This window comes from Maricaulis parjimensis (genome assembly GCF_016817355.1).
GTDB classification, from domain to species: Bacteria; Pseudomonadota; Alphaproteobacteria; order Caulobacterales; family Maricaulaceae; genus Maricaulis; species Maricaulis parjimensis.
Genome location: NZ_JADOTT010000003.1, coordinates 159,912 through 178,408, shown reverse-complemented (window position 1 = coordinate 178,408; position 18,497 = coordinate 159,912). Strand labels below are relative to the sequence as shown.

19 protein-coding genes are annotated in these 18,497 nt (G+C 62.4%); 18 read left to right on the top strand and 1 reads right to left on the bottom strand.

Features of this window, described 5'->3' with window-relative positions:
- Positions 1-45: 45 nt before the first annotated feature.
- From sfsA to I0K07_RS06480, 13 genes are all read left to right on the top strand, one after another.
- The gene (gene sfsA / locus I0K07_RS06540; RefSeq protein WP_203292039.1) at positions 46-747 is read left to right on the top strand and encodes a DNA/RNA nuclease SfsA; all 702 of its coding nucleotides are present in this window, start codon (positions 46-48) and stop codon (positions 745-747) included.
- Positions 748-751: 4 nt separating this feature from the next.
- Positions 752-1,216, top strand: coding sequence for an acyl-CoA thioesterase (locus I0K07_RS06535; protein ID WP_203292038.1), 465 nt, complete (start codon positions 752-754; stop codon positions 1,214-1,216).
- A 78-nt stretch (positions 1,217-1,294) separates the two neighbouring features.
- A complete protein-coding gene (locus tag I0K07_RS06530; protein WP_238934625.1) occupies positions 1,295-2,971 on the top strand; it encodes a M28 family metallopeptidase in 1,677 nt (558 codons plus the stop codon).
- 87 nt (positions 2,972-3,058) lie between these two features.
- Complete coding sequence (gene map, locus I0K07_RS06525) at positions 3,059-3,898, top strand: type I methionyl aminopeptidase (RefSeq protein ID WP_275297460.1); 840 nt, start codon at positions 3,059-3,061, stop codon at positions 3,896-3,898.
- A gap of 72 nt (positions 3,899-3,970) precedes the next feature.
- The gene (gene radC, locus I0K07_RS06520; protein ID WP_238934623.1) at positions 3,971-4,582 is read left to right on the top strand and encodes a RadC family protein; all 612 of its coding nucleotides are present in this window, start codon (positions 3,971-3,973) and stop codon (positions 4,580-4,582) included.
- 9 nt (positions 4,583-4,591) lie between these two features.
- Positions 4,592-6,376: an amidohydrolase gene (locus tag I0K07_RS06515; protein ID WP_203292035.1), complete on the top strand. Its 1,785-nt coding sequence runs from the start codon at positions 4,592-4,594 to the stop codon at positions 6,374-6,376.
- Complete coding sequence (locus I0K07_RS06510) at positions 6,377-7,600, top strand: threonine synthase (RefSeq protein ID WP_203292034.1); 1,224 nt, start codon at positions 6,377-6,379, stop codon at positions 7,598-7,600.
- Positions 7,597-8,241, top strand: a complete 645-nt coding sequence (locus tag I0K07_RS06505; RefSeq protein WP_203292033.1) for an RDD family protein — start codon at positions 7,597-7,599, stop codon at positions 8,239-8,241. Before I0K07_RS06510 ends, I0K07_RS06505 begins: the two co-directional genes overlap by 4 nt.
- A 67-nt stretch (positions 8,242-8,308) precedes the next feature.
- Entirely contained in the window at positions 8,309-9,076 is a 768-nt protein-coding gene (locus I0K07_RS06500; protein ID WP_203292032.1) for an RDD family protein, read from the top strand.
- A gap of 280 nt (positions 9,077-9,356) precedes the next feature.
- Positions 9,357-10,658 (top strand): adenylosuccinate lyase, encoded by a 1,302-nt coding sequence (gene purB / locus I0K07_RS06495; protein ID WP_203292031.1) that lies wholly within the window; start codon positions 9,357-9,359, stop codon positions 10,656-10,658.
- 300 nt (positions 10,659-10,958) lie between these two features.
- Positions 10,959-11,516 carry a pyridoxamine 5'-phosphate oxidase family protein gene (locus tag I0K07_RS06490; protein WP_203292030.1) on the top strand — a complete coding sequence of 186 codons (558 nt, stop codon included), beginning with the start codon at positions 10,959-10,961 and terminating at the stop codon, positions 11,514-11,516.
- A complete protein-coding gene (locus I0K07_RS06485; RefSeq protein WP_203292029.1) occupies positions 11,513-11,977 on the top strand; it encodes a hypothetical protein in 465 nt (154 codons plus the stop codon). The genes I0K07_RS06490 and I0K07_RS06485 overlap by 4 nt, the downstream gene beginning before the upstream one ends.
- A 67-nt stretch (positions 11,978-12,044) precedes the next feature.
- Complete coding sequence (locus I0K07_RS06480; protein WP_203292028.1) at positions 12,045-12,509, top strand: thioredoxin family protein; 465 nt, start codon at positions 12,045-12,047, stop codon at positions 12,507-12,509.
- A gap of 72 nt (positions 12,510-12,581) precedes the next feature.
- On the opposite strand, the gene I0K07_RS06475 is transcribed toward I0K07_RS06480, so the two are convergent.
- A complete protein-coding gene (locus I0K07_RS06475; RefSeq protein WP_203292027.1) occupies positions 12,582-12,905 on the bottom strand; it encodes a DUF1476 domain-containing protein in 324 nt (107 codons plus the stop codon).
- A gap of 229 nt (positions 12,906-13,134) precedes the next feature.
- Here I0K07_RS06475 and purC point away from each other — a divergent pair, with 229 nt between their 5' ends.
- From purC to purL, 5 genes are all read left to right on the top strand, one after another.
- Positions 13,135-13,893, top strand: a complete 759-nt coding sequence (gene purC, locus I0K07_RS06470; protein WP_203292026.1) for a phosphoribosylaminoimidazolesuccinocarboxamide synthase — start codon at positions 13,135-13,137, stop codon at positions 13,891-13,893.
- A gap of 249 nt (positions 13,894-14,142) precedes the next feature.
- A complete protein-coding gene (purS, locus tag I0K07_RS06465; protein WP_203292025.1) occupies positions 14,143-14,385 on the top strand; it encodes a phosphoribosylformylglycinamidine synthase subunit PurS in 243 nt (80 codons plus the stop codon).
- Between the two features lie 118 nt (positions 14,386-14,503).
- Positions 14,504-15,463, top strand: a complete 960-nt coding sequence (locus I0K07_RS06460) for an alpha/beta hydrolase (protein WP_203292024.1) — start codon at positions 14,504-14,506, stop codon at positions 15,461-15,463.
- A gap of 73 nt (positions 15,464-15,536) precedes the next feature.
- Entirely contained in the window at positions 15,537-16,199 is a 663-nt protein-coding gene (gene purQ / locus I0K07_RS06455; protein WP_203292023.1) for a phosphoribosylformylglycinamidine synthase subunit PurQ, read from the top strand.
- Positions 16,200-16,203: 4 nt separating this feature from the next.
- Positions 16,204-18,435 (top strand): phosphoribosylformylglycinamidine synthase subunit PurL, encoded by a 2,232-nt coding sequence (gene purL, locus I0K07_RS06450; RefSeq protein ID WP_203292022.1) that lies wholly within the window; start codon positions 16,204-16,206, stop codon positions 18,433-18,435.
- The last annotated feature ends 62 nt before the right edge of the window (positions 18,436-18,497 follow it).

The window sequence follows — 18,497 nt, the reverse complement described above, 5'->3', positions numbered from 1 at the left end:
CATCTAAACCCGGGTATATGAGGCGAAAGCAAAGAAGTCCAAGCCATGAAATTTCCGACCGAACTCATCCCCGGCCAGCTGGTCAAACGCTATAAGCGCTTCTTCGCCGATGTGGTGCTGGAGAACGGCGAGACCGTGACCGCCCATTGCGCCAATACCGGCGCCATGACCGGCATCAAGGAGCCGGGCCTGAAAGTCTGGTTGTCCAGATCGGACAATCCCAAGCGCAAGCTGAAATACACTTGGGAGTTGGTGGAGGCCGAGGGCACGATCATCGGCGCGCTGCCGAATACCGCCAATGCCCTGGCGGAAGAGGCCGTGAAAGCCGGCGTGATCGCCGAGCTGACCGGCTATGACAGTCTGCGCCGGGAAGTGAAATATGGTGAGAATTCCCGCATCGACCTCCTGCTGGAAAGCGAAGGGCGGCGCAATTGCTGGGTGGAGATCAAGAATGTCCACTGGCAGCGCGGTGTCGGGATTGCGGAATTCCCGGACGGGGTGACGAGCCGCGGTGCCAAGCATCTGGGCGAGTTGAGCAACCAGGTTTCCCAGGGTGACCGGGCGGTGCAGCTCTTCATCGTCCAGCGCAATGACTGCCACACGCTGCGCCCGGCAGAAGACACGGATCCGGTCTATGCCCAGGCCCTGCGCGATGCCGCCAAGGCCGGGGTGGACGTGCTGGCCTATGCCTGTGATGTCTCGACGGACGGCATCACAGTGACCAAGCCGATGACAGTGGAGCTTTAAAGCCATGGCGGACAGCGATTGGGACCTGCCCTCCCCCTATATCCACCGCGTCACCGTGACCGAGGCGGCGATGGATGCCTTCGGCCACGCCAATAATGCCCGCTATCTGGAATGGGCCGACGAGGCCGCGTGGACGCACTGGTTTTCCAAGGGCTATTCCATGGAAGCCTGCGGCGATGAAGACCGGGGCATCGCCATCATCCGGACCGAGGCGGACTATCTGGGCCATGTCCATGTCGGCGATGAGCTGGAATGTGCGGTCTGGATCACCCAGTCGGACCGGCGGCTGCGTGCGGAACGCCGCTACCAGTTCCGCCGCGTGAGCGATGGTGTCACCGTCTTCCGCGCACTGACGAAAGTTGTGTGTTTTCAGCTATCCACGGGACGTCCGGCGCGCATGACGCCAATTTTCCAGGAACATTATTCGGTTCTGCCCGAGGTCGCCGAAGCCCTCGCCGCTGCAGATTAATCTCCCGTAACATTGTGCCCCCGCCTGCCAGGCCTATAGTCCGCGAGGATTTTTTGTACCTCTTAGGGGGAGGCCTTCATGAAGTATCTGGTTCCGGCACTGGCCGGCCTCGCGCTCGTTGCGTGTCAGGGTGAAACGACTGACACCGCCGCCGACGCGCCCTTCGTTCCGGATGTGAGCTCGACGAATATCGAAGCCCATATCCGCTTCCTGGCATCGGACTATATGCAGGGCCGCGATGCCGGCTCTGACGGTTATGAGATCGCGGCGAACTATGTCGCCTCTCAAATGCGCCTGCTGGGCCTCGAGCCGGCGGGTCAGGATGGCGGATATTTCGCCGACGTGCCGATGCAGGATGTGACGGCTGACGCGGACTACAACCAGTTCACCCTGGACGGCGAAACCTTTGCCCATGGCAATAGCGTGATGGTCTCGACCAACCCGTCCGTGCTGGAAGCGGAAGTGACCGGCGAGCTGGTCTTTGTGGGCTATGGCATCTCGGCTGCCAATCGCGGTCATGACGACTATGAAGGCCTGGATGTCGAGGGCAAGATCGTCGTCGTGATGGGCGGCGTGCCGGGCGAGGTCTTTGAAGGCCTGTCCGAAGAGCGCGCCCACCATGGCTCAAGCACGACCAAGCGCAATGTCGCCGCCGCCCATGGCGCGATCGGCATGATTGGTCTGACCAGCTGGTCCGATGAACGCCTGGCCGGCATTGTCGAAAACTTCGGCAGCCGTCCCAGCACGCGTCTGACCGTGGCCACCGGCCCGTCCGGCTATGACCAGGTCCAGGTCTCGGCCAATACCAGCGCCGAACTCTCGGCCCGTCTGTTCGAGGGCGCCGAAATGAGCCTGGAAGAGGTTCAGGCGGCCATGGAAGCCGACGAGCCGACCTATCCGCGCTTTGAACTCCCGCATACGGTGACCATGCGCCAGCGGACCCTGTCCGAGCCCTTCACCGACCCGAATGTGGTCGGCATGATCCGCGGCACGGACCCGGAACTGGCCGATGAATATGTCGTGCTGACGGCGCACCTGGACCATATCGGTCACATCGATGACGACATGCGCGCCAGCGGTGCCTGCCGCTCCTCCGATGATGAGGATGCGATCTGCAATGGTGCCGTGGACAATGCGTCCGGCGTTTCCATCATGCTGGAAACGGCCCGCACCTTCCTGGAAGAAGGCGCTCCGCGCCGTTCGGTCGTCTTCGTGGCCCTGGCCGCCGAAGAAAAGGGCCTGCTGGGTTCGGAGCATTATGCCCGCAACCCGACGGTTCCGGCCGACCAGATTGTCGCCAATGTGAACCTCGACATGCCGGTGATCGTCTATGATTTCGCCGACGTGGTCGCCTTTGGTGCCAACCACTCCAATCTGGGCCCGATCGCGACGCGCGCAGCCGCCCGCCTGGGCATTGCCGTCAGCGAAGACCCGCTGCCGGAACAATCCCTCTTCGTGCGCTCCGACCACTATAATTTCGTGCGTCAGGGCGTGCCGTCACTCTTCCTGATGACCGGCTTCTCCTCTCCGGACCCGCGCTGGGATGAGGGCGAAGGCTTCATGGGCTTCCTCAACACCCACTACCACACCCAGACCGATCAGCTGGATGGCGAGCTGGAAGTCCTGTTCGATCAGGGCGCGAAATTTGCCAATATCAACTACATGATCGCCCGGGAAATCGCGGATAGTGACGAGCTTCCGGCCTGGAATGAGGACAGCTTCTTCGGAAACCTGTTCGGCCAGGACGCCGAATAGCGTCAGGCCCAATGAACAAAATGCAGGCGCGCGCCGTTCCAAACGGCGCGCGCTTTTGTATATATGGGTCAAACAAGGACGATTGCTTTGACGACTGCCTATGAAATCGTGAGTGACGACACGGCCGCTTCCGCCCCGCGCGATGGCCGTATCAAACTGCATGGCCCGGAAGGCTTTGCCGGCATGCGCAAGGCTGGCCGGCTGGCCGCTGAAATCCTCGATCTCATGGCGGCGGAAGTGAAGCCGGGCGTCACGACGGAGTATCTGGACCGCCTGGCCCGCGAATATGCGTTCGACCATGGCTCGACGCCGGCCACGCTCTTCTACCGCGGTTACCGGCACTCGCTGTGCACCTCGATCAACCATGTCGTCTGTCACGGCATTCCCGGTCCAAAACCGCTGAAGAATGGCGATATCGTCAATATCGATGTGACGGTGATCGTGGATGGCTGGCACGGCGATACGAGCCGCATGTACATTGCCGGCGAACCCAAGCGGAAAGCCGAAATCCTGGTCGACACGACCTATGAGGCCATGATGGCCGGGATCAATGCGATCAAGCCGGGCGTCACGCTGGGCACGATCGGGGCGATCATCCAGGAATATGCCGAGGCCCGCCGCTGTTCCATCGTTCGCGATTTCTGCGGTCATGGCCTGGGCCAGAACTTCCATGACAGCCCGAATGTGCTGCATTTCGGCGAGCATGGTGAAGGTCCGGAACTCAAGCCGGGCATGTTCTTCACGGTCGAACCCATGCTCAATCTGGGCCGGCCGGATGTGAAAGTTCTTTCCGATGGCTGGACGGCGGTGACGCGGGACAAATCCCTTTCCGCCCAGTTCGAGCATTCCGTGGGTGTCACCGAGGACGGGGTGGAGATTTTCACCACTTCCCCCAAGGGCCTGCACAAGCCCCCCTACAATATCTGATCCATGCCGGAGCTCGCGCCGCATACAGGTCACCGGGACCGGCTGCGCGAAAAGCTAACCTCAGCGGGTGGTTTGGCACTTCACGATTATGAGCTGCTGGAACTCTACCTCTTCCGCTGCATTCCGCGGCGCGACACCAAGCCCATCGCCAAGGACCTGATCGCCCGCTTCGGGGATCTGGGCGGGGTCGCCTCGGCCCCGATCGAGCAATTGGTCGAAGTGAAGGGCGTCTCGGAAAAGACGGCCGCAGAGCTCAAACTGATCAAGGCGCTGTCAGAGCGTCTGGCGCGCGAACAGGTGATCGGCCGGCCGCTGATCGCGTCATGGTCGGCGCTAATCAATTACTGCCGCACCGCCATGCAACACGCGACGACGGAGGAGTTCCGCGTGCTCTTCCTGGACCGCAAGAACAAGCTGATCGCCGACGAAGTTCTGGGCCGCGGCACGATCGACCACGCCCCGGTCTATCCGCGCGAAGTCGTCAAACGCGCCCTTGCCCATGAGGCCTCTGCCCTCATCCTGGTGCACAATCACCCCTCCGGTGATGCCACGCCGAGCCAGGCTGATATCGAGATGACCCGCTCCCTGATGGAGATCTGTCAGCCCTTTGAAATCGTGGTCCACGACCATCTGGTGATCGGCCGGGAGAATACGGCGAGTTTCAAGACGTTGGGGTTGATGTAGGCTGGGGAGATGAAACGGATTCTCCTTGGCTTGGCCGGACTTCTGGCCCTCCTCATCGGTGTCTTCACCGGCCTCGCTCACACGCCGCAATCCCCGCGGGACCTGGTTTTCCTGAACGGGGAAATCCGGACGATGTCCGGGGCCGGGATCGTGGAGGCGATGCATGTGCGTGACGGGCGGATTGTGGCGCTGGGGTCGCGGGATGAGGTGCTGGCGCAAGCGCCCTGGCTGGTGGCGCGGGTGGACCTGGACGGCGGCACGCTGACGCCGGGCCTGATCGAGCCGCACACGCATCCACTGGCCTCGGCCCTGCTCTCCACGGCGATTGATATCTCCGGCACACGCTACAGCACACGAGACGCGATCATGGACGCGATCGCGGAGGGCGTGGCCCATCCGGGGCCCTCGCCTTGGAGCATCGCTTTTGGCTGGGACCCGGTCATGCTGGACGGGCTGACCCCGCCGAGCCTTCAGGAAATGGATGCCCTCTCACCGGACCGCCCGCTGGTGATCCTGACCCAGATGATGCACGAGGCCTTTGCCAATAGCGCGGCCCTGCAAGCCGCCGGGATCACACGCGAAACGCCGGACCCGCATGACGGCTATTTCGAGCGGGATGAGGCGGGCGCGCTGACCGGACGTCTCGTCGAGGTGAATGCCGTGCGCTCGCTGATGGATGCCATTCCGGGCGCGTCGGACCCCGCCCTGACCTGGTTGCTGGCAGCGGAATATGACCGCTATGCGCGGGCTGGCTATACGACCATTGGTATCGCCTCGCTCGTGGGACGGGCGGAGGATCCGCTGGGCGTGCTGCGCGCGGCGGCGGGCGGCGATATGCCCTCGCTCAACACCGTGCTCTACACGGCACCACAGGACGCCGAGCGCGGCCGCGCCCTGTTCGACGGCAGCGATCCGGACGTGGCGATCCGACGCTTCGCCGGGATCAAGATGTGGGTGGATGGCTCGCCCTTCACCGGCGGCGCAGCGACGGCCGAACCCTATGAAAACACGGATTTCAACCGGGATGTCCTGCATCTGGAGCCCGGCTGGATGGCGCCCTTATCCATGCCGGAAGAGCAGATTCGCGCCCTCACCCTGGCCGCCCATCAGCGTGGCGAGCAAGTGGCTTTCCATGCCCAGGGGGAACGGGCGGTGCAAACGGCTCTGGAGGCCATCGCCCAGGCCCGCAGCGCGGACCCGTCCCACACCCAGATGCACCGCATGGAGCATCTCGCCCTGATCACACCGGAGCAGATCGAGCAGGCCGGTAACCTGTCGGTTTCTCTGGGCTTTTTCCCGGACCATATCGGCAATTACGGCCATCGGCTGGCCGATATGTTCGGTTCGGAACGGGCCGCGCGCTACATGCCGATTGCCCAAGCCGTTGAGGCTGGAGCCGTCGTGACAATCCATGGCGACCACCCGGCTTCCGCGATTGATGCGATGCGGGTGATGGCGCTTCCCGTTGATCGAACAGCGCGAGAAGGATCGGTGATCGGCCGTGCCATCGACGCGCAAACATCGCTTATTTTTATGTCACGGGGTGCTGCCACCCAGCTGCAGCTGGAAGACGAGATCGGCACGCTGGAGATTGGCAAGCGGGCGGACCTGACCTGGTTCGACCGGGACCCGGTGACAGCGATTGAAGCCGGTGAGCGGGCTGAGGTGATCGGAACCTGGGTCGCCGGCCGCCGGATCGACACCCGGCCCTGGTCCTTGCGCAATCTGCGCTTGGCCCTGGCCGCCATCTGGGGCCAGATCACGCTTTCAACCCCGAATGAGACCGAGGACTAGATGTCAGCCTATTCGAATTATTTCACGCATCTGGACTGTTCCGAGACCGGGGAGCGGTATGAGACCGGCCATCCGCACAATCTCTCAAGTGCGGGCAAGCCGCTGCTGGCGCGCTATGATCTGGAGGCGGTCAAGGCCGCAACGGACCGGGACGCGGTCTGGGCGCGCGAGGGCGGTTTCTGGAAATGGCGTGAGCTTTTGCCGGTGGCGGATGATGCGGATGTCTGCGCTCTAGGCGAACTGGATACGCCGCTGATCGATGTACCAGCCACGGGCAAGGCGTCGGGCGCGACGGGCAGGGTCTGGGTGAAGGATGAGGGGCGGCTGCCGACCGGCTCGTTCAAGGCGCGCGGCCTCGCCCTCGCCGTGGCGATGGCGCACTCTTTCGGGATCAAGCGCCTGGCCATGCCGACCAATGGCAATGCCGGTGCGGCCATGTCGGCCTATGCCAGCCGGATGGGGATGGAGAGCTATTGCTTTGCCCCCGAGGACACGCCGGAGGCCAATCTGCGCGAAATGGCGCTGCAGGGCGCCAAGGTCTTCAAGGTCAACGGCTTCATCCATCATTGCGGTGCCCTGGTGGGCGCGGGCAAGGACAAGATGGGCTGGTTTGACGTCTCCACGCTGAAGGAGCCCTACCGGATCGAGGGCAAGAAGACGATGGGACTGGAACTCGCCGCCCAGCTGGGCTGGCGCGTGCCCGACGCCATCTTCTACCCGACCGGCGGCGGCACCGGCCTGATTGGCATGTGGAAGGCCTTCGACGAGATAGAAAAGCTCGGCTGGATCGGATCGGAACGCCCCAAAATGTTCGCCGTCCAGGCCGAGGGCTGTGCGCCGATCGTGAAGGCTTACGAGGACGGCGCCCGCCATGCCGATGAATGGATGGACGCCAAGACGGCGGCCATGGGCATTCGCGTGCCCAAGGCGATCGGCGATTTCCTGATCCTGGATGCCGTCCGCGACAGCGGCGGCGCGGCCCTGGCGGTATCGGAAGAGGCGATCGAAACCGCCCGGACGCGGTGCGCGCGTGAGGATGGTTTGTTGCTCTGCCCCGAAGGCGCCGCAACGCTGGCCGCGATGGAAAAGGCGATGGGGGATGGGCTGGTCGCCCGCGACGCAGAATGCGTGCTGTTCAATTGCGGATCGGGGTTGAAGTACGCGATGCCGGACGGGGCGGTGACGCTGGACCGGCATGGGGATGTGGATTGGGGGGCGATGTGAAGAAATCCAGTCCGGCCTATCTGAGCGGCCGCACTCCCGGCAGTGAGCAGCGTCATTCCCGCCGGATGTTCTGGGGCATCGCGACACCGGTTTCGGCAATGCTGCCGCAATTCATCCAGACTGGGATGTTTCGTGCCAGCGCCACTTCAGATCCCGTTACGCTTTTGACGTTCCATGCGCTGATCGGCATCGCCTTTCTGACGGGACTGCTGGTGTATCCCTTGCAACAGGGGCCGGACCTCCCGGCCACTCCTGTCAACGTCACAACGCGCTTTTGGGCCTTTGTGTTCGACATGATGGCCTGGTCAATCCTTGTCACCCCGGTCGTGATCGCAATCGCCCTGCTCCTGCCGGATCCAAGCGCAACCGGCGTGCAGGCCCTGATGCCGATCTTGATGCTGTCTCTTGTCGTGCGGAGCGTTCGGTCCGTTACAACCGGTCAAGCCAGTTTTGGCCAAAGGATCATGAGTTATCGCACCATAGCCCGGAAGAACCCGATCAGGACCGGGATCGTAAATACGGTTTTGGCCATGCTTGCCCATGCCGGTGCTTTCTTCACCCTGCTTCTTGCGATTACACCGAAAGCCCAACCGGCCTGGTGGAACCGGGTCAGTGGTGTGGAGGCGATCAGCACGGACTGATCAGGGGGCGGCATTCAAAACCTCGCCTTCCCGCTTGATCAACACGCAGCACGGGTGATCATGCGGCATGCCCGGATTCGTCTTTCCCCGCTTTGTGCTGGCCGGACTGGCCCCAGCCCTCTGGCTTGTGCCAGTGGGCCTGAACTGGTTGTCCGGATCGGATGTCTATCGCGATCTGGACGGCTGGGAGCGCAGCGTGCTGGAGCCTGTTCTGGCGCAGCTGGACAGGATCAATGCGGTGAGCCTGTTGCTGGCTGTCGGCCTTCTCTGGCTCGGCCGCCCGGCTGAACCGGCCGAAACCCGCCTGGCGCCCGCCACGACCACTCAGCGGTTGATCGCGGCGGTGGTCGATATCAGCCTGATGAGTGCCGCTCTGGCCATGCCGGCCCTCATCATTCTCCTGGCGCTGAATTCCTTCCAGATATCCGGAGACATCCCCGCGAGCGTGCTGGGACATGCGCACACGGCTTCGGCCGGCGGCCTGATCTTTCCCGGCTGGATTCTCTATACGGCCTTTCACCTGGCTTTCCGCCTTCAGACGCCCGGTCAGTATGTGGCCGGCTACCGTCTGGTGCATGCCGGCCCACCATCGGGATGGGGAGAGCCCTTCTTCCAGACCTGGCTGGTCCTTCGCTTTGGTGTGACCGATGCCAGTGGAATGAGCCGCCACATCGATAGCTGGACATCGATCCAGGCCTATCACCGCAAACGCGATGCCGGACGGGTCAATCGCGATCTCGAATGGTTGGGAACGCAAAACGACGACCAAACGCCCGCCTGGTACAGACGGGCCGGGATCAAGACCGAACAGCTGAGTTATCAAAAATCGGTTTGAGCCGGAATTTTCCTGCGCGGCCCTGCCGCGCGCCCCTCACCCGGCGCTGCGCGCCACCCTCTCCCCAGCGGGGGAGAGGGGGTGTGCATCGGGCCCTGCACCATCCACCGCATACCTCCCCTGCACCCCTCAATCTTGACCCCGGGCCCATTCCGTCGCATCCCCCGCGCTTCAGTCTTCCAACGACGCTGTGCGCCGTTGAGTCTTTGAAGGTCGCATTTTCGAACCGCAAAACCGGTTTCCACTTTTGCTGAAAATGCTCGGAGCACGGAGCCCGCTCATGATCCCCCGCTATACCCGTCCGGAAATGGCCGCCATCTGGTCGGACCAGAACAAGTACAAGATCTGGTATCTGATCGAGGCGCACGCGACGGAGAAGCTGGCGGAGCTGGGTGTGGTGCCGCAATCGGCGGTCGATGCCGTTTGGAAAGCGAAAGACGTCGAGTTTGACGTGGCGCGGATCGATGAGATCGAGCGGGAAGTGAAGCATGATGTCATCGCCTTCCTGACCCATCTGGCCGAGCATGTCGGCGAGGAAAGCCGTTTCGTCCACCAGGGCCTGACCTCTTCGGACGTGCTGGACACCTGCCTCGCGGTACAGATGAAACAATCCGCCGACCTGCTGCTGGTGGGAATGGACCGGGTATTGGCGGCGCTGAAGAAGCGCGCGGAAGAGCACAAATACACCGCCTGTATCGGCCGCTCGCACGGCATCCATGCCGAGCCGACGACGATGGGTCTGAAGTTTGCCCGCTTCTATGCCGAGTTCGACCGCAATCGCGAACGCCTGGTGCGCGCCCGTGACGAGATCGCGACCTGTGCGATTTCCGGCGCGATCGGCACGTTTGCCAATGTCGATCCGGCGGTGGAAGAACATGTCGCCAAGCAGATGGGCCTTACGGTGGAGCCGGTCTCCACCCAGGTCATCCCGCGCGACCGCCACGCCAATTATTTTGCCGTTCTGGGCCTGATCGCCTCGGCCATCGAGAATATCGCCATTGAAGTGCGCCATCTTCAGCGTTCCGAAGTCCGCGAAGCCCAGGAGTATTTCTCCCCGGGCCAGAAGGGCTCCTCGGCCATGCCGCACAAGCGCAATCCGATCCTGACGGAAAACCTGACCGGCCAGGCGCGCCTGGTGCGCTCCGCTGTCGTGCCGGCGATGGAGAATGTGGCGCTGTGGCATGAGCGGGACATTTCCCACTCCTCCGTCGAGCGCGGCATCGGCCCGGACGCCAATGTCCATCTGGATTTCGCCCTGCACCGGACTGCCGGGATGATCGAGGGCCTGATCGTGCATGCCGACCGCTGTGCGGAGAACCTCAACGCCTATGGCGGGATCCATAATTCCCAGCGCGTCCTGCTGGCTCTGACCCAGGCCGGCGCCTCCCGCGAGGACAGCTATCGCCTGGTCCAGCGCAATGGAATGAAGACCTGGGATGAGGGCGGCATGCTGGTCGATCACCTCAAGGCGGATGAGGGTGTCACCGCCCTCCTGTCGAACGAGCAGATCGAGGCCTGTTTCGACGAGGCCTACCACATGAAGCATGTGGACACGATTTTTAAGCGGGTGTTTGGGGAGTAGGGCCGCCGAAACGAAAACTCCCTCTCCCCCGGGGAGAGGGTGGCGCGCATGCGCCGGGGGCGGGGGAAATCCCGGTTTGGGTGCGTTTGGACAGACCTTGCCGTCCCCCCTCATCCGCCGCTTCGCGGCACCTTCTCCCCAGGGAGAAGGGGTTGCCCAGCCCGGTTCAAACCCACTTTTTGTCATCCCGTATGGATGCCCGGCGCATGCCATTCGGCCGGGATGACAATTTGAATTGGCGCGGTGAGAATTGCCAAATTGTGAGTTGCGCTCACCCGCGGCGCGCCTAACCTGCCCCCCATGAAACTCCACCCCCATATCGACGAGCGCATCAAGGCTTTCATCGAGAAGCAGAAGATGTTCTTCGTCGCCACGGCCCCGTCCGGAGACGGCGGGCATGTGAATGTGTCGCCCAAGGGTTATGACAGTTTCCGGATCCTGGGCCCCAATGAGGTTGCCTATCTGGATCTGGGCGGGTCGGGGATCGAGACACTGGCGCATGTGCGCCAGAACGGGCGAATCACCTTCATGTTCTGTGCCTTTGAAGGCGCGCCGAACATTCTGCGTCTTTATGGCCAGGCCGAAGCCGTGTCCTTCGAGGAGGAAGGGTTCGCCGAGAAAGCCGCCCTCTTCCCGGACTTCCCCAAGGTGCGCACGATTTTCACGGCGAAGATCGACCGGGTGCAGGACAGTTGCGGCTGGGGCGTGCCCTTCTACGATTTCGCCGGCGAGCGCGACCAGCTGGTCCGCGTCAATGCGCATCGCACGGACGAGGAGTGGAAGGAAAAGCGCTATGCCGGCAATGCGGTGAGCATTGATGGGCTGCCCGGGCTGGAAAAGCCGGAACCGGCGGAATGAGCGAGGCCAGTCTGGCGGCCGACAAGGCCGAGATCGAGCGCGTCATTACCGAATGCTATGCGATGATCTCCGGACCGGCCGGTCCGCGAGACTGGTCGCGCCAGGAGGCAATCTTCCATCCGATGAGCCGCCAGATCCGCACCGGTGTGGATGAAGACGGAAAGCCCTGGCTGGAAGCCTTTGCGCCGGATGAATATGCCGCCAATGCGGATGCCGTCCTGCGCCAGATGGATTTTTACGAGATCGCCCTAGTCAACCGGATCGAGGTCTTCGGAAACATGGCGCAGGCCTGGTCGAGCTATGAGGCCAAGCATCATCCCGATGATGAAAGGCCCGAGCGGCGCGGTATCAATGCCTTCCACTTCTACAAGGGTGAAAGCGGGCGCTGGCAGATCATCGCCATGATCTGGGACAATGAGCGCGCGGGATTGAGCCTGCCGGAAAGCATGACGCAGGCGTGATCAAGAAATGAGCTGACGAAGGGCGCGGAACGTTCTAAATCCCGGGCGAGTTCAAAGGGGTATCCTGATGCGTTTTGCGATTGTCGTTCTGGCCGCCATGGCCGCTTTCCTGGGGCCGAATTTCGTGCGCGCCTCCTGGCAGGATGATGCTGCCATGATGAGCGAAACCAGCAGCGAGCCGCGCCTGGTGGCGGCCATGTTCCGCTCCTCCTGGTGTGGCGCCTGCCGCATCCTGGAACCGCGCATCGAGGATGTTCGCGAAGAACTCGGCGAGAGCGCTGATGTCGACTGGGTGCGCTTCAACTTCACCTGGGGCCAGCGCGACGGCGTGCGCGACCTGGCGGTCGAGGAAGGCATTGAAGAGGTCTACGACCAGTTTGCCGGCGGTACGGGTTTCCTCGTTCTGATGGACCGCGAAACCGGCCAGGTCTTCGAGATCGTCACCATGCAGTATGGCCGCGATGAAATCCGCGAAGCCGTGGAACGCTGGATGCTCGTGGTCGACCGGATCGAGGCCGGCGAAGAGGTCTAGGAGGGCTTAGAACCCGACAACAAAAAAGCCCCGGCAGGACCGGGGCTTTTTCTTTTGGGGTGTCGTGAAGGACTAGCCTTCGGACTGGATCTGCTGGCGCGCCTTGGCGAGCAGTTCGTCCATCTCCTTGCGCAGAAGGTGGTCGGAGAGCTCGACGCCCTTGGCGTCGAAATCCGCGCGCACCTTGCGGAAGACGTCGTCATCGCCGGCTTCCTCGAAATCCGCGATCACGACGGATTTGGCGTATTCAGCGGCAGCGTCGCCTTCCAGGCCCATTTTCTCGGCGGCCCAGAGACCCAGCAGCTTGTTACGGCGCGCGTTCGCCTTGAACTCGATCTCCTGATCGTGCGCGTACTTGTTCTCATAGCCTTTTTCGCGATCGTCCAGACCCGACATGGGTGCCTCCTTGGCGATGTTTGTCTGTTGGTGTGACTAGCTTGCCCGACGGGCTAAATCAATGTTTCAGGCTGATCACACTGCCGCACCGCGGCAAAGCGTTGCAGAGGGACGCTGCGCCCAGTATTTTCCCCCTTCGACGCGCGGTCCGGAAATCGATTCGGACCGCGCCGCGCTTTTTACCGGCCTGAGGCCCCAAACGCCCCAGGCCCTGCCGGAGCATCCGCCCATGTCCCGCCGCAAGAAACTCTACGAAGGCAAGGCCAAGATCCTTTACGAAGGTCCCGAGCCGGGAACGCTGGTCCAGTATTTCAAGGACGACGCAACCGCCTTCAACGCCCAGAAAAAGGCGACGCTGGAAGGCAAGGGCGTGCTGAACAACCGGATTTCCGAGTATATCATGCTCGGCCTTGGCCGGATCGGCATTCCGACGCATTTCATCAAACGCCTGAACATGCGCGAACAGCTCGTGCGCCAGGTGGAGATCATTCCGCTGGAAGTCGTGGTGCGCAATGTTGCCGCCGGCTCGATCTCCAAACGCCTGGGCATTGAAGAGGGCGAGCAGCTACCGCGCTCCATCGTCGAATACTATTTCAAGAAGGACGAGCTGGGCGATCCGATGGTGTCGGAAGAGCACATCACGGCCTTCAACTGGGCCTCGACCCAGGAGATCGACGACATGATGGCCATGGCGCTGCGGATCAATGACTATCTGTCGGGCGTCTTCTCCGCCGCCGGCATCCGCCTGGTCGACTTCAAGCTGGAATTCGGCCGCTATTATGAAGGCGACATGGTGCGCACCGTTCTGGCCGACGAGATCAGCCCGGACAGCTGCCGCCTTTGGGACATGGACAGCAATGAGAAGATGGACAAGGACCGCTTCCGCCAGGATCTGGGCAATGTGACCGAAGCCTATGCGGAAGTCGCCAAACGCCTCGGCATCATGAAGGAAAGCGGCCAGGCCCCGGCCAATGACGAGGGCAAATAGGCTTTCCGTCCGAGATTGGATTTGAAAGAGGCGCTGCCGGCAGGTGGCGCCTTTTTTGTTGAGGGACATGTACCTTTGGTACGTGTCCCATGAGAGACCGTCATTTTCCGGGACACGTACCAAAGGTACATGTCCCTCCCCGCCCCTTCGCATCCCTGCCCTGCTGATAATCAGGCCCCGGTCAATTGCGTGAAAGCGTCCTTGGCTTTATGCAGGGCGAAATCCACGTCCAGACAGCGAGTCGAGCCCGTGAAAGCCAAGATCCACGTCTATCTGAAACCCGGTGTTCTTGATCCCCAGGGAGCGGCGGTTGCCGGCGCCCTGCACAATATGGGGTATGACGAGGTCACCGCGGCCCGCCAGGGCAAGCTGATCGAGCTGGACCTGACCGGCGATGACGCCGAGGCCGCCCGCAAGCGCGTCGACGAAATGTGCGCCAAACTCCTCTCCAACCCGGTGATCGAGAGCTATTCGATCGAGCTGGACGGCTGACGCCTTACGTCCTGATTACAATTCGGAAATCTGCGCCCCGCCCGATTGACACTCCGAGCGGTTCAGCCGGCTAATGCCGGTACTCGGGGGACAAATTGTAAGTGGGGGGACAGATTTCATGTCCATCATGCTGGCCGGGCTGTTCAGCCTGGCACTTCAATCCAGTGAGCCTCCGGCTCAACCGGACTCCGAGATCGCGGCGCTGGCGGAAACGCTGGAGCCCCGGGACTTCAACTACCCCTATCGCGTGGAGGTTCTGGACCTGCCCACGGCACCGAACGGGATCAATTACCGGCTCTATGTCCGTCCCCCTCTGCGCCGCCCGGCCGAGGGAGAGCAATCCTCCAGCGTCTATCTGCTCGATGCCCGCCAGCTTTTCACGCCGGCCGCGTCGATGAGTTATAATCAGGAATATTTCGACTATATCCCGTCGAGCTATTTCATCGGCATCGGCTATCAGGAAGATGGCGAAGACAGTTTCGACGAGTTCGACCGGACCCGGGACTACACACCGACCAGCTTCACCCCTGACGAGGACCATTTCCTCTACAATTCCCCCCAGGACTGGGAAGGATCAGGCGGCGCGGACGCCTTTTTCGACTATGTCGAGACCACCATCATTCCGCTGGTGGAGGCGCGTTATGACGTCTCGCCCAGCGACCGAGTCCTGGTCGGCAAGTCCACTTCCGGGCTTGGCGCGACCTATGCGCTGCTGGAACGCCCCGGCCTGTTCAATCGCTATGTGATCATTTCCCCGGCCCTGTGGTGGGATGACTGGCTGCGCCCACGGCATGAGCGCTGGGTGATGCGCGCGGAAGTCGCCACGCGCGAGACCGAATATCCGGTCGAGACCCGCGTCTATCTGGCCGCAGGAGAAGGCGAACACACATTCGGCCTGGCGACCGATGTCTTTGTTCTGTTTGACGCCTTGCGATCCCGCCGGGACGACAATCTCAAACTCAATGCCGAACTCCTGCCCGGCGAACAGCATGAGAGTGTTTTCCCGGCCGCCTTCATGCGCGGACTGATTGGTGTGTACTCGGATCGTCGCGAATCTGCCTCACCCTTTGACTGGTAGCAGTTTTAGGGCTCGCGAATCCGGACACACGAGGGTAGAAGGCCCCTAATCGCTTTCCGATCAGGTGCCGCCCATGAAATCTGCCGTCATTGTCTTTCCCGGCTCGAATTGCGACCGCGACGCGCACGACGCGATCGAGAAGGTCACCGGGCACAAACCCGCCATGGTCTGGCACCAGGAAAGCGACCTGCCTGAAGGCACCGAATTCATCATGGTGCCGGGCGGGTTTTCCTATGGCGACTATCTGCGCTGCGGCGCCATGGCCTCGCGCTCGGCGATCATGCCGGCCATCGTGGCCCATGCCGCGACAGGCGCGCCGGTGCTGGGCGTTTGCAACGGTTTCCAGATCCTCACCGAGAGCGGTCTCCTGCCAGGCGCTCTGATGCGTAATGCGGGCCTGAAATTCGTCTGCGAGAAAGCCAAGCTGACGGTCGAGAACGCCAATACGCGCTTCACTTCGCACTATGAAGGCGGCGCCGAGCTGATCGTGCCGATCGCCCACCATGACGGCAATTACTTTGCCGATGCCGACACGCTCGACCGGATCGAAGGCGAAGGCCAGGTCGTCTTCCGCTATGGCAACAACCCGAACGGCTCCGCCCGCGACATCGCCGGCATCACGAATGAGCAGGGCAATGTCATGGGCATGATGCCCCACCCGGAACGCGCCGTGGACGCCAATCATGGCGGCACGGACGGGCTGAAACTGTTTGAATCCCTTCTGGGGAGCGCGTAACGCCATGACCCAATACGCCGAAGGCATCACTGCCGAGATCGTCAAAGAGCACGGCATCAATGACGAGGAATATGCTGTCATTCTCGACCGTCTGGGCCGCGCCCCGAACATGGTCGAGTTGGGCATTTTCTCGGTCATGTGGTCGGAGCATTGTTCCTACAAATCCTCGCGCGCGCATCTGGGCAAATTCCCGACGTCGGGTGAGAAGGTGATCCAGGGGCCGGGCGAGAATGCCGGTGTGATCGATATCGGCGATGGCCAGGCCTGTATCTTCAAGATGGAGAGCCACAACCACCCGTCCTATATCGAGCCCTATCAGGGTGCAGCGACGGGTGTGGGCGGTATCCTGCGCGATGTCTTCACCATGGGCGCGCGCCCGGTGGCGCTGATGAATGCGCTGCGCTTTGGGGCGCCGGACCATGCCAAGACCACACATCTGGTCTCCGGCGTGGTGGCCGGGATCGGCGGATACGGCAATTGCGTCGGCGTGCCCACGGTGGGCGGCGAGACCAATTTCCACGCCGGCTATAATGGCAATATCCTGGTCAATGCGATGGCCGTCGGCCTCGCGGACACGGACAATATCTTCTATGCGCGCGGTGCCGAGCCGGGCCAGCCGATCGTCTATGTCGGCTCCAAGACCGGCCGCGACGGCATCCATGGCGCGACCATGGCCTCGGCCGAGTTCGACGACCAGTCGGAAGAAAAGCGCCCGACCGTGCAGGTGGGTGACCCCTTCGTCGAGAAGAAGCTGATCGAAGCCTGTCTGGAACTGATGGCGACCGATGCGATCGCCGCCATCCAGGACATGGGCGCGGCCGGCCTGACCTCCTCCTCCGTGGAGATGGCGGACAAGGGCGGGATCGGCATCCATCTGGACATGGACAAGGTGCCCCAGCGCGAAGCCAATATGTCGACCTATGAAATGATGCTCTCGGAAAGCCAGGAGCGCATGCTGGTCATCATGAAGCCGGGCCGCGAAGACGTCGCCTACGACATCTTCAAGAAGTGGGAATTGGACGTCGCCGTGATCGGCGAGACCACGGATACAGGCCGCATGGTGCTGACGCACAAGGGCGAGACCGTGTGCGACATCCCGGTCGCGCCGCTGGCCGATGATGCGCCGAAATACGAGCGCCCCTATTTCCCGCCGGAAGCACGGGCCCAGCTCAATGCCAAGGACATCGCCAAGCCGGACCATATGGGCGACATCCTGCTGAAGCTGATGTCCAGCCCGGACATGGCGTCGAAGGCCTGGATCTGGAAACAGTATGACCGCCACGTGATGGCCGATACCGCCGCCTCGTCGGAGGATCCGTCGGACGCCGCGATCGTGCGCGTTCACGGCACCAAGAAGGCCCTGGCCATCACCACGGACTGCACGCCGCGCTATTGCTTTGCCGACCCGTATGAAGGTGGCAAACAGGCCGTGGCCGAAGCCTGGCGCAACCTCACCGCCACGGGTGCCGATCCGATCGCCATCACCGACTGCCTGAATTTCGGCAATCCGGAACGCGAAGAAATCATGGGCCAGTTCGTGGGCTGTATCGAAGGCATGGCGGAAGCCTGTGACGTCCTCTCCTTCCCGGTCGTGTCGGGCAATGTGAGCCTTTATAACGAGACCAATGGCGTCGCCATTCCGCCGACCCCGGCGGTGGGCGCTGTCGGCCTGATCCCGGACATGGACCAGCGCGCCGGTTTCGGCGGCATGGCCGAGGGCAATATCCTGCTCGTCGTCGGCGAGACGGAAGGCGCGATGGGCGCTTCGGTCTATCTCAAGGAGATCGAGGGCCGTGAAGATGGCGGGGCCCCGCTGGTCGATCTGAAGACGGAAAAAGCCCATGGCGATTTCGTCCGCGACCAGATCCGCGCCGGTCGCCTGACCGCCTGTCACGACATTTCCGATGGCGGTCTGGCCTGTGCCGCCGCCGACATGGCGCTGGCCTCGGATTGCGGCATCAAGCTGGCCCACGAGCCGGAAGCCGATGTGCCCATGCACGGCTTCCTGTTCGGTGAGGACCAGGCCCGCTATCTGATCGCGGCGGAAAAGGAAAACGCCATCGCCATCCTGCAGGACGCCAAGGCGGAAGAGATTCCCGTCCAGGTCGTTGGCCTGGCGGGCGGCGCGGCGATCACCGTCAATGGTGCCCATCCGCTGGAACTGGACCGCCTGCGCGCGGCCTGGGAAGGCTGGATGCCGGGCCTGATGGACAAGCTGGCGGAAGCAGCGGAATAGGCTTTCGCGTCCAGCACGCACAAAAAAACACCCTCTCCCGCCGGAGAGGGTGTTTTTCTCTG

Coding starts and splice junctions, on each gene's coding strand:
- sfsA (WP_203292039.1), top strand. CDS start 46: ATGAAATTTCCGACCGAACTCATCCCCGGCCAGCTGGTCAAACGCTAT.
- I0K07_RS06535 (WP_203292038.1), top strand. CDS start 752: ATGGCGGACAGCGATTGGGACCTGCCCTCCCCCTATATCCACCGCGTC.
- I0K07_RS06530 (WP_238934625.1), top strand. CDS start 1,295: ATGAAGTATCTGGTTCCGGCACTGGCCGGCCTCGCGCTCGTTGCGTGT.
- I0K07_RS06515 (WP_203292035.1), top strand. CDS start 4,592: ATGAAACGGATTCTCCTTGGCTTGGCCGGACTTCTGGCCCTCCTCATC.
- I0K07_RS06510 (WP_203292034.1), top strand. CDS start 6,377: ATGTCAGCCTATTCGAATTATTTCACGCATCTGGACTGTTCCGAGACC.
- I0K07_RS06500 (WP_203292032.1), top strand. CDS start 8,309: ATGCCCGGATTCGTCTTTCCCCGCTTTGTGCTGGCCGGACTGGCCCCA.
- purB (WP_203292031.1), top strand. CDS start 9,357: ATGATCCCCCGCTATACCCGTCCGGAAATGGCCGCCATCTGGTCGGAC.
- I0K07_RS06490 (WP_203292030.1), top strand. CDS start 10,959: ATGAAACTCCACCCCCATATCGACGAGCGCATCAAGGCTTTCATCGAG.
- I0K07_RS06485 (WP_203292029.1), top strand. CDS start 11,513: ATGAGCGAGGCCAGTCTGGCGGCCGACAAGGCCGAGATCGAGCGCGTC.
- I0K07_RS06480 (WP_203292028.1), top strand. CDS start 12,045: ATGCGTTTTGCGATTGTCGTTCTGGCCGCCATGGCCGCTTTCCTGGGG.
- I0K07_RS06475 (WP_203292027.1), bottom strand. CDS start 12,905: ATGTCGGGTCTGGACGATCGCGAAAAAGGCTATGAGAACAAGTACGCG.
- purC (WP_203292026.1), top strand. CDS start 13,135: ATGTCCCGCCGCAAGAAACTCTACGAAGGCAAGGCCAAGATCCTTTAC.
- I0K07_RS06460 (WP_203292024.1), top strand. CDS start 14,504: ATGTCCATCATGCTGGCCGGGCTGTTCAGCCTGGCACTTCAATCCAGT.
- purQ (WP_203292023.1), top strand. CDS start 15,537: ATGAAATCTGCCGTCATTGTCTTTCCCGGCTCGAATTGCGACCGCGAC.
- purL (WP_203292022.1), top strand. CDS start 16,204: ATGACCCAATACGCCGAAGGCATCACTGCCGAGATCGTCAAAGAGCAC.